Raw genomic sequence first — 13,673 nt, 5'->3', positions numbered from 1 at the left:
GAGTGGCTTCTCCCCGTCTTCATCCTTTGACCCGGCCGACCGATGAGCGGCCACTGAGGAAGCTATGAGCAAAACCAACGAATCCCTGCTGCAACGCCGCCAGGCCGCCGTTCCGCGCGGCGTGGGCCAGATCCACCCGGTCGTCGCCGAGCGCGCCGAGAACGCCACCGTGTGGGACGTCGAAGGCCGTGAGTACATCGACTTCGCCGGCGGCATTGCCGTTCTGAACACCGGCCACCTGCACCCGAAAGTGGTCGCCGCCGTTCAGGAGCAACTGACCAAGCTGTCCCACACCTGCTTCCAGGTGCTGGCCTACGAGCCCTACATCGAGCTGGCCGAAGAGATCGCCAAGCGCGTGCCGGGCAACTTCCCGAAGAAGACCCTGCTGGTCACCTCCGGCTCCGAAGCGGTCGAGAACGCCGTGAAGATCGCCCGTGCCGCCACCGGCCGCGCCGGCGTGATCGCCTTCACCGGCGCCTACCACGGCCGCACCATGATGACCCTGGGCCTGACCGGCAAGGTGGTTCCGTACTCCGCCGGCATGGGCCTGATGCCGGGCGGCATCTTCCGCGCCCTGGCTCCGTGCGAACTGCACGGCATCAGCGAAGACGAGTCGATCGCCAGCATCGAGCGCATCTTCAAGAACGACGCCCAGCCGCGTGACATCGCCGCCATCATCATCGAGCCGGTACAGGGCGAGGGTGGCTTCTACGTCAACTCCAAGCCGTTCATGCAGCGCCTGCGCGCCCTGTGCGACGAGCACGGCATCCTGCTGATCGCCGACGAAGTGCAGACCGGCGCTGGCCGTACCGGCACCTTCTTCGCCACCGAGCAACTGGGCATCGTCCCGGACCTGACCACCTTCGCCAAGTCCGTCGGCGGCGGCTTCCCGATCTCCGGCGTCGTCGGCAAGGCCGAGATCATGGACGCCATCGCCCCCGGTGGCCTGGGCGGCACCTATGCCGGCAGCCCGATCGCCTGCGCCGCGGCCCTGGCCGTGCTGAAGGTGTTCGACGAAGAGAAACTGCTGGAGCGTTCGCAAGCCGTTGGCGAAACCCTGAAGGCCGGCCTGCGCGAGATCCAGGCCAAGCACAAGGTGATCGGCGACGTCCGTGGCCTGGGTTCGATGGTCGCCATCGAGCTGTTCGAAGGCGGCGACGTGAACAAGCCGGCGGCCGAGCTGGTCAGCAAGATCGTCGTGCGTGCTCGCGAGAAGGGCCTGATCCTGCTCTCCTGCGGCACCTACTACAACGTGATCCGCTTCCTGATGCCGGTGACCATCCCGGACGCCCAGCTGAAGCAAGGCCTGGCCATCCTGGCCGAGTGCTTCGACGAACTGGCCTGATCGGCTCGTTCGGCAGTACCGGAAGAGGCCCGCGCAAGCGGGCCTTTTCTTTTTCCGGGGTTCCGCTCCGGCTGCGGCGCCGTGACGCATCTACCCCCTTGGTCGTATCGGAGAGCGGCGCCGCATCAGCTATCCTGTCCTGCGCGCGATGTCGTCCGGGCCGCCCTCTGGCAGGCACCTTGCGACTCGGTTAAGGTGCGCGCGCATCTGCGAGAGGATCTCCATGACAGCACTCAGCGCCGCGCCGACCGTTCTGGTCGCCGCCGCCGACCCCTGGAACCGCGAACTGCTTGGCCAACTGGTGCTGAGCGTGCGTTGCGACGCGGTCATCGAATACTGCGAGGACGGCGACCAGGCCATCGATGCCTGCCGCTTGCGCGCCTTCGCCCTGGTGCTGGCCGAGCAGGAACTGGCCGGCACCGACGGCATCGACCTGCTCCGCCACCTGCGCCGCAGCCGCCGCGGGGCGAGCGCGCCGGACTTCATCCTGATCAGCGCCAAGGCCGATGGGGCCAGCGTGCGCGCGGTGCTGCCGCTGGCGCCCAGCGCCTACCTGGTCAAGCCGTTCAATGCCGAGGACCTGCGCCAGCGCCTGCGCAGCCTGCTGCTGGAGCCGGGGCAGGAAGTCAGCTGCGCCGTGCCCCGGGAGCCCACCGGCAGCCTGGCCGACTTTCTCGCCGAGGCCCGCGATGCCGCCGAGGGCGCGCCCCTGCTGGCGGAGGTCGGCGAGTCGGCGAGCCGTTGCCTGAACACCGAGGGCGTCAGCCTGGAGCAGCTGGAGGAAGAATTCGGTCGCGACCCGCAGATCACCGCCTGCCTGATCGCCGCGGCCAACAGCGCCGCGCGGCATGTCGGCATGCCCTGCCTGACACTCGCCCAGGCTCTGGCCCGCCTCGGCCTGGCCCAGGCCTGCAACCTGGTCCTGGGGCTCAGCCTGGAGCGCGCCGCACAGCTTGTGGAGCCGCGCCTGAAGGAGCGCGCCGCGGCGTTCTGGGCGCTTTCCCAGCGCACCGCGGATGCCGCCGAGGCCCTGGCCGAGAGCCTCGACGTCGACGCGCCACGCTGCTACACCGCGGGCCTGCTGCATTGCCTGGGCGACCTCGCGGTGCTGCGTACCCTGGAGGAGTGGTGCCGGCGCGGCGGAGCGCTGGAAGACCAGGAGATCGACGACAGCCTCAAGGCCTTCGGCGCCAGTTTCGGCTCCACGCTGCGCGCGCGCTGGCGCCTGCCGTTGGAGCTGCGCGGGCTGGTCGCCGCGTGCTACGGCATGGGCAGCGGGGTGTTCTCGCGCAAGGCGCTGATCCTCAACCTGGCGGCCAGGGCGGCGCGTTTGCCGGCGTCCCAGGCTGGGCAGTTGAAGGAAGAGAAGGCGCTGCGGATGCTTGGGCTGGGGCCGGTGGAGTTGCAGTTGCTGCAGAAGTTCTGTGACGCCGAGGAGCCAAGCGCGTCGTAGGATCAGCCGTTTCCGGCTGCACGAGAAGCCGTGCCCGCCGGTTGTGGTGGGAGCGGCTGTCTTGCCGGCTGCGCCGAAGCGCTTTTCGTAGGATGGGTTGAGCTTGCGAAACCCATGCTGCCGTGGTGATGGGTATCGCTTCGCTCAACACCATCCTACGAAAAGCCGTGCTTCCTGGAGCGTAGGAACTTTTCCGCGATAGCCGGACGTTCCGGCGCGTTTCGCGGTCCTACGCCGCTCCACCTGCGCCATTCCCCTGTAGGAGCGCGCCCTGCGCGCGAAATCGCGGGCAGGGCCCGCTCCTACCGTTCACAGCAGGGCATGGACCGCACGCAGACAATAAAAAACGCCGCTTCCCGTGAAGGGAAGCGGCGTTCCTTTATGGCTGACGCGCTAACGTATGGCTGACGCGCTAACGCCTCAACGCTTGGCCAGCAGCTCCCGGCCGCGCGCCACGGCGGCGCGGACCTGGGCGGGGGCGGTGCCGCCGATGTGGTCGCGGGCGTTCACCGAGCCTTCCAGTGTCAGCACGGCGAAGACGTCGTCGTCGATCTGGTCGCTGAACTTGCGCAGCTCTTCCAGGCTCATCTCGGCCAGGTCCTTGCCGCTGTCCACGCCGTATTTCACTGCGTGGCCGACGATCTCGTGGCAGTCGCGGAAGGGCAGGCCCTTGCGCACCAGGTAGTCGGCCAGGTCCGTGGCGGTGGAGAAGCCGCGGCGGGCCGCCTCGCGCATGGTCTCGCGCTTGGGCTTGATCGCCGGGACCATGTCGGCGAAGGCGCGCAGGCTGTCGCGCAGGGTGTCGGCGGCGTCGAACAGCGGTTCCTTGTCTTCCTGGTTGTCCTTGTTGTACGCCAGCGGCTGGCCCTTCATCAGCGTCAGCAGGCCGGTGAGGTGGCCGAACACGCGGCCGGACTTGCCGCGCACCAGTTCCGGCACATCGGGGTTCTTCTTCTGCGGCATGATCGAGGAGCCGGTGCAGAAGCGGTCGGGCAGGTCGATGAACTGGAACTGCGCGCTGGTCCACAGCACCAGCTCCTCGGAGAAGCGCGACAGGTGCATCATCGCCAGGGAGGCGGCGGCGCAGAATTCGATGGCGAAGTCACGGTCGGACACGCCGTCCAGCGAGTTGCCGGAGATCGCTTCGAATCCCAGCAGTTCGCAGGTGATTTCCCGCTGGATCGGGTAGGTGGTGCCGGCCAGCGCGGCGCTGCCCAGGGGCATGCGGTTGACGCGCTTGCGGCAGTCCACCAGGCGCTCGTAGTCGCGGCTGAGCATCTCGAACCAGGCCAGCAGGTGGTGGCCGAAGGTCACCGGCTGGGCGGTCTGCAGGTGGGTGAAGCCGGGCATGATGGTGTCGGCTTCCGCCTCGGCCAGGCCCAGCAGGCCCTGCTGCAGGCGGGTGATCTCGGCCAGGATCAGGTCGATCTCGTCGCGCAGCCACAGGCGGATGTCGGTGGCCACCTGGTCGTTGCGCGAACGGCCGGTGTGCAACTTCTTGCCGGTGACGCCGATGCGGTCGGTCAGGCGCGCCTCGATGTTCATGTGCACGTCTTCCAGGTCGACGCGCCAGTCGAAGCTGCCGGCCTCGATCTCGGCCTGGATCTGCTTCAGGCCGTCGATGATGGCGTCGCGCTCGGCGTCGGTCAGCACGCCGGCCTTGGCCAGCATGGTGGCGTGGGCGATGGAACCCATGATGTCGTGGCGGTAGAGGCGCTTGTCGAAGTCGACGGAGGCGGTGAAGCGGGCGACGAAGGCGTCGACGGGCTCGCTGAAGCGGCCGCCCCAGGACTGGTTGGTCTTCTCTACGCTCATGGATCTCTCTCGCGGAAACGGGCAGGCGCGTTCGCTGCCTGCAGGAAGGGCAAAGTCCGACGATAATAGCAGGCTGAAGGTCAAAAACGGCGTGCGCCGCGACGGGTGTGGCGGGGGGAAGGACAAGGGCGCCCCGCCCGGGCGCGGCGCAGTCGACATTTCGGTGCTCGAATTCGCCCGGCGGGCTGCGATCCGCTTGCCGAGGCGTGGAGGCTTGCGGAAACTTCGTCGATGCCAAACCAAGCCAAGACCGGCGACCAGCCGGCAACCCAAGACGATTTCTTCATTCCCGAACTGTGCCAGAGCGAAGCGCTGTTCAGCCTGGTCCTGCTGGCCGAGCTGCTGGTGCTGGTACTGGTGCTGGCCGAGCCGATGACGCCCAGCTTCAACTGGGTGCGCCTGGCCCTGGCCTCGCTGTTCGTGCAGTGGATAGTGCTGCTCTCGGCCGGCCTGCTGTGCCGCCTGCGGCCGCTGCTGGCGCGCTGGCCGGCGTGGGGCGCGGGGCTGGCCAGCTGCCTGCTGGTGGTGCTGCTGACCCTCGGCTGCACCGCGGTGGCCGACTACTACGCCCTGGGCGGGCCGCTGTCGATCAAGGGCGAGGTCAACCTGTACCTGCGCCATGCGTTGATCGCCCTCATCATGTCGGCCTTATTGCTACGCTACTTTTATCTGCAGAGCCAATGGCGCAGGCAGGAACAGGCCGAGCTGCGCGCGCGCATCGAGTCGTTGCAGGCGCGCATCCGTCCGCACTTCCTGTTCAACAGCCTGAACAGCATCGCCAGCCTGATCGAGCTGGACCCGGGCAAGGCCGAGCAGGCGGTGCTGAACCTGTCGGACCTGTTCCGCGCCAGCCTGGCCAAGCCGGGGACTTTAATTTCCTGGGGGGAGGAACTGGAGTTGGCCAGGCGCTATCTTTCCATAGAGCAGTATCGCCTGGGCGACCGGCTGCAACTGGATTGGCAGGTGAGCGGCGTGCCCGACGGCGTGCCCATCCCGCAGCTGACCCTGCAGCCACTGTTGGAGAATTCATTGATCTACGGTATCCAGCCGCGCATCGAAGGCGGCCTGGTGAAGGTTGAGGCGGACTATCGTGACGGTGTGTTCCAGCTGTGCGTGAGCAACCCTTACGACGAGTCGACGCAGACGCTGCCCACGAAGGGGACCAAGCAGGCGCTGCAGAATATCGCAGCGCGAATTGCGGCACTTTTCGGGCCAAAAGCGAGTCTCAGCGTCGAACGCCGTGACGGACGGCACTACACCTGTCTACGCTATCCATGTGCGCGTCTCATGCAGGAAGCCTGAGCTTATGAATGTCCTGATCGTCGATGACGAACCCCTGGCGCGCGAGCGCCTGGCCCGACTGGTGGGGCAACTGGACGGCTACCGCGTCCTCGAACCCTCCGCCAGCAACGGCGAAGAAGCGCTGGCGCTGATCGACAGCCTGAAGCCGGATATCGTCCTGCTGGATATCCGCATGCCCGGCCTGGACGGGCTCCAGGTCGCCGCCAAGCTGTGCGAGCGCGAAGCCCCCCCGGCGGTGATCTTCTGCACCGCCCACGATGAATTCGCCCTGGAGGCCTTCCAGGTCAGCGCGGTCGGCTACCTGGTCAAGCCGGTGCGCGCCGAGGACCTGGCCGAGGCCCTGAAGAAAGCCTCCAGGCCCAACCGCATCCAGCTGGCGGCGCTGACCAGGCCGCCGGCCGCCGGCGGCCCCGGTCCGCGCAGCCACATCAGCGCGCGGACGCGCAAGGGCATCGAGCTGATCCCCCTGGAGGACGTGATCTTCTTCATCGCCGACCACAAGTACGTGACCCTGCGCCACGACGGCGGCGAGGTGCTGCTGGACGAGCCGCTGAAGGCGCTGGAGGACGAGTTCGGCGAGCGCTTCGTGCGCATCCACCGCAACGCCCTGGTTTCGCGCGAGCGCATCGAGCGCCTGCAGCGCACCCCGCTGGGGCATTTTCAGCTTTACCTCAAGGGCCTGGACGGCGACGCCCTGACCGTGAGCCGGCGCCACGTCGCCGGCGTGCGCCGCTTGATGCACAACCTTTGAGGGCGGCAGGCGCGCCGAGGCGCTTTTCGTAGGAGCGAGCTTGCTCGCGAACCGCATGGCACCGCGTTTGTTCGCGAGCAAGCTCGCTCCTGCGAGAGGCCGGATAGGGTTCGCTGGCGAAGCGCAATCCCAGGGATGGTCCGAAAGCCTGCTTTGGCGTCGCAGGGGGGAAAGCCTGGGCGCCGAAGCCTGTTATCATCCCCGGCAGTCCTTTGTCCGGAATTGCCCATGTCGTCCCGCGAAATCCGAATCGCCACCCGTCAGAGCGCTTTGGCCCTGTGGCAGGCCGAGTACGTCAAGACCCGCCTGGAGCAGGCCCATCCCGGCCTGCGCGTGAGCCTGCTGCCGATGACCAGCCGCGGCGACAAGCTGCTCGATGCGCCGCTGGCGAAGATCGGCGGCAAGGGCCTGTTCGTCAAGGAACTGGAGACCGCATTGCTGGAAGGCGCGGCCGACATCGCCGTGCACTCCATGAAGGACGTGCCCATGGACTTCCCCGAGGGCCTGGGCCTGTACTGCATCTGCGAACGCGAGGACCCGCGCGACGCCTTCGTCTCCAACACCTACGCGAGCCTCGCCGAGCTGCCCGCCGGCAGCGTGGTCGGCACCTCCAGCCTGCGCCGCCAGGCACAGCTGCTGGCCTGCCGCCCGGACCTGCAGATCCGCTTCCTGCGCGGCAACGTCAACACCCGCCTGGCCAAGCTCGATGCCGGCGAATACGACGCCATCATCCTCGCCGCCGCCGGCCTGATCCGCCTCGGTTTCGAGGCGCGCATCCGCTCCAGCATCGGCGTCGAGGACAGCCTGCCGGCCGGCGGCCAGGGCGCCGTGGGCATCGAATGCCGCAGCGCCGATAGCGAGATCCACGCGCTGCTGGCGCCGCTGCACCACGCCGACACCGCGCTGCGGGTGACCGCCGAGCGTGCGCTGAACAAGCGCCTCAACGGCGGCTGCCAGGTGCCCATCGCCTGCTACGCCGTGCGCGAGGGCGAGCAGCTGTGGCTGCGCGGCCTGGTCGGCCAGCCCGACGGCACGCAACTGCTGCGCGCCGAAGCCCGCGCGCCCCTGGCCGAGGCCGAGGCGCTGGGCGTGAAGGTCGCCGAAGAACTGCTGGAACAGGGCGCGGCCGACATCCTCGCCGCCGTCTATGGCGAGGCCGGCCCGCAGTGAGCCACTGGCGCCTGCTGCTGACGCGGCCGCAGGACGAGTGCGCGGCCCTGGCCGCCAGCCTCGCCGAGCACGGCGTGGCCAGCGCCAGCCTGCCGCTGCTGGCCATCGAGCCGCTGGAAGAAACCCCCGAGCAGCGCAGCCTGCTGCTCGACCTGGACCGCTACTGTGCCGTGGTGGTGGTCAGCAAGCCTGCCGCGCGCCTGGGCCTGGAGCGCATCGACCGCTACTGGCCGCAGCCGCCGGCGCGCCAGGACTGGTTCGCGGTCGGCGCGGCCACCGCGGCTATCCTCGATGACTACGGCCTGCGCGTGCACCACCCGGAGAACGGCGACGACAGCGAAGCGCTGCTGGCCCTGCCGGCACTGGCCCGCGCCCTGCAGGTGCCCGGGCCGCGGGCGCTGATCCTGCGTGGCGAAGGTGGCCGGGAATTCCTCGCCGAGCGCCTGCGCGGCCAAGGCGTGGCGGTGGATTATCTGGAACTCTACCGTCGCGTGCTGCCGGACTACCCGGCGGGCGAGCTGGCGCGGCGGGTGCGCGATGAAGCACTGAACGGCCTGGTGGTGAGCAGCGGCCAGGGCCTGGAGCACCTGCTGCGCGTGGCCAGGGAGGACTGGCCGCGGCTGGCCGGGCTACCCTTGTTCGTGCCCAGCCCGCGGGTCGCCGAACTGGCCCGGGAAGCCGGTGCGCGACACGTGATCGATTGCCGCGGGGCGAATGCCGCGGCCCTGCTGGAGGCGCTCAGGGGCGCCGACGAAGAATAATTTCCGAGCGAAGGATGGACCTGTGAGCGAAGCCGTCACTCCCCAAGACACCCCGCAAGATACCCCCGTCGAGCCGACCCCGCCCGCTCCGGCCCGGTCCGGCAACGGCCTGGCCCTGCTCGCCCTGCTGGTCGGCGTCGCCGGCCTCGGCGTCGGTGGCTGGGGGCTGTGGCAGACGCAGCAGCTGCAGGCCCGCGACCAGGCCCGCGCGCAACAGCTGGAAGAAACCCGCGGCGAGGCGCAGAGCTTGCTGAACCACAACAGCGCGCTGGACAAGCGCCTGGATGCGCTGCCCAGTGCCGACGAGCTGGAGGCCCGCCGGCGCCTGGTGGTCGAGCTGCAGGGCGACCAGCAGCACCTGGCCCAGCAGTTCAAGCAGGTTCTCGGGCAGAGCCGCCAGCAGTGGCGCCTGGCCGAGGCCGAGCACCTGATGCGCCTCGCCTCGCTGCGCCTTTCCGCGCTGCAGGACATCGACAGCGCCACCCAACTGGTGCAGGGCGCCGACGACATCCTCCGCGCGCAGAACGACCCCGGCGCCTTCGCCGCCCGCGCGCAACTGGCCAAGAGCCTCGAAGCCCTGCGCAGCCTGCCGCAGCCGGATCGCACCGGGCTGTTCCTGCAGCTCGGCGCGCTGCGTGAACAGGCCGCCCAGCTGCAACCGCTGGAGCCGAGCTTCAAGGAAGGCCCGGGCAAGGCCTCGACCACCGCCTGGGGCGACGGCAGCAGCACCCTGGACCAGTGGTGGGAACGCATCTCGCGCTACGTGCGCATCGACTTCAACGCCGGCCAGGACGTGCGCCCGCTGCTCTCCGGGCAACAGCTGACGCGCGTGCGCCTGGCCCTGAGCCTGGCCCTGGAGCAGGCGCAGTGGGCCGCGCTCAACGGGCGCCAGGAAGTCTACCAACAGGCCCTGAAGCAGGCCCGGCAGATCCTCGGCGACTTCTTCAATGCCGACCTCGCCGACAGCCGCGCCCTGGGCCTGCGCATCGACGAGCTGGCGCAGCAGCCGGTGGCCGTGCAGGTGCCCGACCTGACCCCGGCGCTGGGCGCCCTGCAGGCCTACGTGGTGCGCCGCGACCAGGCCGCCCTCGATCAGCAGCAGGCGCCCGCCGCGCCCCAGGCGGAGGGTAGCCAATGAGCCGCGTCTACCTGCTGGTCCTGGCCCTGGTGGTCGCCGCCACCCTGGTCGGCCTGGCCATCGCCGAGCAGTCGGGCTACGTGCTGATCGCCTACAAGAGCTTCCGCTACGAATCCAGCCTGTGGACCTTCCTCGCCCTGCTGGCGCTGGTCTGGCTGCTGTACCTGGCGGTGCGCCTGGTATTGCGCCTGGTCGGCGTGTCCGGGCGGGTGGTCAACCCCTGGTCGCGCTTCAACCGCCGCCGCCGCGCCGAAATGGCCGAGGAACACGGCCAGCGCGACCTCGCCGAAGGCCACTGGGCCCCGGCCCTGCGCCACCTGCGGCGCGCCGCCGAACTGAACCAGCACAGCCTGTCCAGCTACCTGGGCGCGGCCCGCGCGGCCAACGAGCTGGGGCGCTTCGACGAGTGCGACCAGTTGCTCGACCGCGCCCTGGAACGCCAGCCCGGCACGGAGCTGGCCGTGGGCCTGACGCGCGCGCAACTGCTGATCAACCGTGGCGCCTTCGAACCGGCCCGCGCGGTGCTGGTGAAGCTGCACGAGGAACACCCGCGCCACCCCACGGTGCTGCGCCTGCTCCAGCAGCTCTACGTCAGCCTGCAGGACTGGCGCCCGTTGCTGGCCCTGCTGCCGGAACTGCGCAAGGAGCGCGTGCTGGAGAACGCCCAGCTCAGCGACCTGGAGCGCCGCGCCTGGATCGCCGCCCTGGAAGCCGCCGGCGAGCAGGGCGTGGGGCAGGGCGAGACGGCCCTGCAGCCGCTCACCCAGACCTGGCAGAACCTGCCCGCCAACCTGCGCGCCCAGCCGCTGCTGGTCGCCGCCTATGCCCAGCAGCTGCTGCGCCTGGGCGCGCCCGAGGAGGCGGAGAAGGTCCTGCGTCAGGCCCTCAAGGAAGGCTACGACGAACGCCTGATGCTGCTCTACGGCAAGGCCCGCGGCAGCGACCCGGCGCGCCAGCTGCAGAACGCCGAGGCCTGGCTGAAGAAGTACCCCGACGACCCCGTCCTGTTGCTGTCCCTGGGCCGCCTGTGCCTGGCCGACAAGCTCTGGGGCAAGGCCCGCGACTACCTGGAGGCCAGCCTGGCCCGCCAGCACAGCGCCGAGACCTGTGCCGAGCTTGCGCGCCTGCTGGCGCACTTGGGGGAAACCGAGCGCAGCAACAGGCTGTTCCAGGAAGGCCTCGGTCTGTTCGGCGCGCCCGTAGGCAGTGCAGTCCAGTTGCCTGCGAAAGCGTAAGACGGTTCGGATGAAACGCGGCGCCCTCGGGCGCCGCTTTCGTTTGGGCTGACAGCTGCCGCCTACTTGCCGGCCTGCTTGCCGACGTAGCGGATGCGGTAGATCGCCCCGGCCATGTCGTCGCTCACCAGCAGCGACCCGTCCGCGGCCACCAGCACGTCGGCGGGGCGCCCCAGCACTTCCTCGCCGGGTTGCAGCCAGCCCTCGGCGAACAGGCTCTGGCGTTTCAGCGAGCCGTCCGCGTTCAGCTCGACGCGCACCACCCGGTAGCCCACCTTGCGGCTGCGGTTCCACGAGCCGTGCTCGGCGATGAAGACGTTGCCGCGGTACTCGGCGGGGAACTGCCCGCCGCTGTAGAAACGCATGCCCAGCGCCGCCACGTGGGCGCCGAGGCCGGCCACCGGCGCGACGAAGGCCGAGCAGGGACGCTGGGCGAACTCCGGGTCGGCGATGCGCCCGGCATGGCAGTCCGGGTAGCCGAAGTCGTCGCCGGCCTTGCCCACGCGGTTCAGCTCGTCGTCGGGCTGGTCGTCGCCGAGCAGGTCGCGGCCGTTGTCGGTGAACCACAGCCGGCCCTGGGCGTCCCAGTCGAAGCCCACGGTGTTGCGCACGCCATAGGCCACCACTTCGCGCTGGCTGCCGTCCGGCTGCATGCGCTGCAGGTTGGCGTAGCGCTCGCGGTCCGGGCGGCAGATGTTGCAGGGCGCGCCCACCGGCACGTAGAGCTTGCCGTCGGGGCCGAAGGCGATGAACTTCCAGCCGTGGTGCGTCTCGCCGGGGAACTGCGGCGGCAGTTCCTCGGGTTTTGGCGGCGCATCCAGGTGCGTCTCGATGTCGCGCAGCACGTAGAGGCGGCTGACAGCCGAGACGTACAGATCTCCCTGGTGGAAGGCCACGCCGCTGGGCATCTTCAGGCCGCTGGCGATCACCCGCGGGCGCTGTTCGCCGGGGCGCAGGGCGTACACCTTGCCGGCCTCGCGGCTGCCGACGAAGAGCGTGCCCTCGCTGCCCAGGGCCATGGCGCGGGCGTTGGGCAGCTGGTCGCTGAGCACCTCGATGCGGAACCCTTCGGGCACCTTGAGCCGCTCCACGACCGAGGCGGCGAATGCACCGGGGAGGGGGACGAACAGCAGCGCGGCGAGTAGGATCAGCTGTCGACGCATGGTAGGAATTCCCTGATGGCTGTCCGGCCCAGTCTAGCCCGCCGCCTTGAAAGGCCCGCGGAATTTCCTCTACCGTAGCGGCCTTTCCGAAAATGCCGTGCCACTGGAGCCGCCATGAACCTGGCCAGCCCGCGTTCCCTGTTCTTCCTCGCCTTCCTCGCCTGCGCCGCCATGCTCGGCGCCGGTTTCTACCTGCAGTACGTCGTCGGCCTGGAACCCTGCCCGCTGTGCATCGTGCAGCGCATCTTCTTCGCCGGCGCCGGGCTGTTCTCGCTGATCGCCGCGCTGCATGGCCGCGGCCGGCGCGTCTACTCGGTGCTGGTGCTGCTCTGCTCGCTGGGCGGGGCCGGCACCGCCGGCCGGCAGATCTGGCTGCAGACCCTGCCGCCGGACCAACTGCCGTCCTGCCTGCCGCCGCTGGACTACATGATGCAGACCATGCCCTACGCGGACATCCTCTGGACCATGTTCCACGGCTCGGCCGACTGCGCCGAGGTGACCTGGACGCTGCTCAGCCTGAGCATCCCGGAGTGGAGCCTGCTGGCCTTCGTCGGCTTCGCCCTGTTCGCCGTCTTCCAGTTTCTGCGCCGCGGCTGATCGCCGCGCGGCGGTAGAACTGTCCTACGGCGCGAAGCCAGCGCCGTCGCGGGCTGCCGATTAAACGCTCGTATGAATTTTCCCACGAAAGGTGTCTTGAAGCGGACATCCCGCGGGCATACTCTGGTCTTCCGCACCGCCGGGATTCCGCCATCAGAGCGGTAGAACGCCGGCGAGTGCCCGCATTCGACAGAGAACTGTCCCGCCGCGGAACCGCCGGGACAGGCCGAGGGAAGCGAGGACAAGATGCTCGAGAGCTGCCGCAATGCCCAGGAACGTTGGGGAGGCGTCCACCAACTGATCGACCGCTGGTTGCGTGACCGCCAGGAACTCATCCAGGCCTTCGATTCGCTATCCGGACCCCAGGCGCCCGCCGTCAATGGCGAGGGGCTGGAGAACTTCTGCCAGCGCCTGGTCGACTACGTCTCCGCCGGCCACTTCGAGGTCTACGAACAGCTGATGGACGAGGCCAAGGCCTTCGGCGATGCGCGCGGCCTGGAACTGGCCAAGCAGATCTACCCGCGCCTGGAAGCCATCACCGCGTCCGCATTGAACTTCACCGACCGCTGCGACAACGGCGATTGCCGCGAAGGCACCTGCCTCACCAACGAGTTGAAGCTGCTGTGCCAACAGCTTCACGAGCGTTTCGAACTGGAAGATTGCCTGATCGAGGTGCTGCACAACGCCCACGAACAGCGCACGGTCACCGCCTGATTCTGGCGGGCGGGAAAAGGGGCGCGGTCCTTGCGGACGCGCCCTTTTTTCATGCCCGCGAAAACCTCGTCGAGGTGGCTGAAAGCCTCGTACTACGAGGCTTACAGCCATTCGGAAAGTTCCGCCTGACGGCCTCGTGGCGGCAGTCTGTGGCGTCGTTGGCGAGGGTGTCGCTGGAGATGGCGTGCCCGCGGGCTGCTGTCCGGCCTGTGGAAAAACGGCTGCAGAT

General features: G+C 69.0%; 12 protein-coding genes. 10 read left to right on the top strand and 2 right to left on the bottom strand.

Annotated elements, in window-relative coordinates; all coding sequences use genetic code 11:
• Window positions 1–64 precede the first annotated feature (64 nt).
• Together gabT and IG194_RS11570 are read left to right on the top strand one after the other, a co-directional pair.
• A complete protein-coding gene (gene gabT, locus IG194_RS11575) occupies window positions 65–1,345 on the top strand; it encodes a 4-aminobutyrate--2-oxoglutarate transaminase (protein WP_009615038.1) in 1,281 nt (426 codons plus the stop codon).
• A gap of 223 nt (window positions 1,346–1,568) precedes the next feature.
• Window positions 1,569–2,798: an HDOD domain-containing protein gene (locus tag IG194_RS11570; protein ID WP_058487756.1), complete on the top strand. Its 1,230-nt coding sequence runs from the start codon at window positions 1,569–1,571 to the stop codon at window positions 2,796–2,798.
• 420 nt (window positions 2,799–3,218) lie between these two features.
• Here IG194_RS11570 and argH read toward each other — a convergent pair whose 3' ends face one another.
• The gene (gene argH, locus IG194_RS11565; RefSeq protein WP_058487755.1) at window positions 3,219–4,613 is read right to left on the bottom strand and encodes an argininosuccinate lyase; all 1,395 of its coding nucleotides are present in this window, start codon (window positions 4,611–4,613) and stop codon (window positions 3,219–3,221) included.
• 231 nt (window positions 4,614–4,844) lie between these two features.
• Here argH and IG194_RS11560 point away from each other — a divergent pair, with 231 nt between their 5' ends.
• The 6 genes from IG194_RS11560 to IG194_RS11535 all read left to right on the top strand — a co-directional run bounded on the left by IG194_RS11560 (window position 4,845) and on the right by IG194_RS11535 (window position 10,970).
• On the top strand, window positions 4,845–5,915 hold the full coding sequence (locus IG194_RS11560; protein ID WP_009615041.1) for a sensor histidine kinase: 1,071 nt from the start codon (window positions 4,845–4,847) through the stop codon (window positions 5,913–5,915).
• Between the two features lie 4 nt (window positions 5,916–5,919).
• Entirely contained in the window at window positions 5,920–6,666 is a 747-nt protein-coding gene (gene algR, locus IG194_RS11555; RefSeq protein WP_009615042.1) for an alginate biosynthesis regulator AlgR, read from the top strand.
• Window positions 6,667–6,894: 228 nt separating this feature from the next.
• Entirely contained in the window at window positions 6,895–7,836 is a 942-nt protein-coding gene (hemC, locus tag IG194_RS11550; RefSeq protein ID WP_058487754.1) for a hydroxymethylbilane synthase, read from the top strand.
• Window positions 7,833–8,597, top strand: coding sequence for a uroporphyrinogen-III synthase (locus IG194_RS11545; RefSeq protein WP_058487753.1), 765 nt, complete (start codon window positions 7,833–7,835; stop codon window positions 8,595–8,597). The genes hemC and IG194_RS11545 overlap by 4 nt, the downstream gene beginning before the upstream one ends.
• A 22-nt stretch (window positions 8,598–8,619) precedes the next feature.
• Window positions 8,620–9,735, top strand: coding sequence for a uroporphyrinogen-III C-methyltransferase (locus tag IG194_RS11540; RefSeq protein ID WP_043269667.1), 1,116 nt, complete (start codon window positions 8,620–8,622; stop codon window positions 9,733–9,735).
• Window positions 9,732–10,970: a heme biosynthesis HemY N-terminal domain-containing protein gene (locus IG194_RS11535; RefSeq protein ID WP_043316367.1), complete on the top strand. Its 1,239-nt coding sequence runs from the start codon at window positions 9,732–9,734 to the stop codon at window positions 10,968–10,970. Before IG194_RS11540 ends, IG194_RS11535 begins: the two co-directional genes overlap by 4 nt.
• 62 nt (window positions 10,971–11,032) lie before the next feature.
• Here IG194_RS11535 and IG194_RS11530 read toward each other — a convergent pair whose 3' ends face one another.
• Window positions 11,033–12,133, bottom strand: coding sequence for a PQQ-dependent sugar dehydrogenase (locus tag IG194_RS11530; protein ID WP_058487752.1), 1,101 nt, complete (start codon window positions 12,131–12,133; stop codon window positions 11,033–11,035).
• A gap of 114 nt (window positions 12,134–12,247) precedes the next feature.
• On the opposite strand from IG194_RS11530, the gene IG194_RS11525 reads away from it, so the two are divergent.
• A complete protein-coding gene (locus tag IG194_RS11525; RefSeq protein WP_009615049.1) occupies window positions 12,248–12,730 on the top strand; it encodes a disulfide bond formation protein B in 483 nt (160 codons plus the stop codon).
• A gap of 246 nt (window positions 12,731–12,976) precedes the next feature.
• Window positions 12,977–13,444: an Rsd/AlgQ family anti-sigma factor gene (locus tag IG194_RS11520; protein ID WP_009615050.1), complete on the top strand. Its 468-nt coding sequence runs from the start codon at window positions 12,977–12,979 to the stop codon at window positions 13,442–13,444.
• Window positions 13,445–13,673 lie beyond the last annotated feature (229 nt).

The organism is Pseudomonas sp. ADPe (genome assembly GCF_014843515.1).
GTDB classification, from domain to species: domain Bacteria; phylum Pseudomonadota; class Gammaproteobacteria; order Pseudomonadales; family Pseudomonadaceae; genus Pseudomonas; species Pseudomonas citronellolis.
Note: the sequence above shows the minus strand (reverse complement) of the source record. Positions and strands in the feature narration are given on the sequence as shown.

Excerpts from the sequence above, each read along its gene's own strand:
- gabT (WP_009615038.1), top strand. The coding sequence starts at position 65 with ATGAGCAAAACCAACGAATCCCTGCTGCAACGCCGCCAGGCCGCCGTT.
- IG194_RS11570 (WP_058487756.1), top strand. The coding sequence starts at position 1,569 with ATGACAGCACTCAGCGCCGCGCCGACCGTTCTGGTCGCCGCCGCCGAC.
- argH (WP_058487755.1), bottom strand. The coding sequence starts at position 4,613 with ATGAGCGTAGAGAAGACCAACCAGTCCTGGGGCGGCCGCTTCAGCGAG.
- IG194_RS11560 (WP_009615041.1), top strand. The coding sequence starts at position 4,845 with ATGCCAAACCAAGCCAAGACCGGCGACCAGCCGGCAACCCAAGACGAT.
- algR (WP_009615042.1), top strand. The coding sequence starts at position 5,920 with ATGAATGTCCTGATCGTCGATGACGAACCCCTGGCGCGCGAGCGCCTG.
- hemC (WP_058487754.1), top strand. The coding sequence starts at position 6,895 with ATGTCGTCCCGCGAAATCCGAATCGCCACCCGTCAGAGCGCTTTGGCC.
- IG194_RS11535 (WP_043316367.1), top strand. The coding sequence starts at position 9,732 with ATGAGCCGCGTCTACCTGCTGGTCCTGGCCCTGGTGGTCGCCGCCACC.
- IG194_RS11530 (WP_058487752.1), bottom strand. The coding sequence starts at position 12,133 with ATGCGTCGACAGCTGATCCTACTCGCCGCGCTGCTGTTCGTCCCCCTC.
- IG194_RS11525 (WP_009615049.1), top strand. The coding sequence starts at position 12,248 with ATGAACCTGGCCAGCCCGCGTTCCCTGTTCTTCCTCGCCTTCCTCGCC.
- IG194_RS11520 (WP_009615050.1), top strand. The coding sequence starts at position 12,977 with ATGCTCGAGAGCTGCCGCAATGCCCAGGAACGTTGGGGAGGCGTCCAC.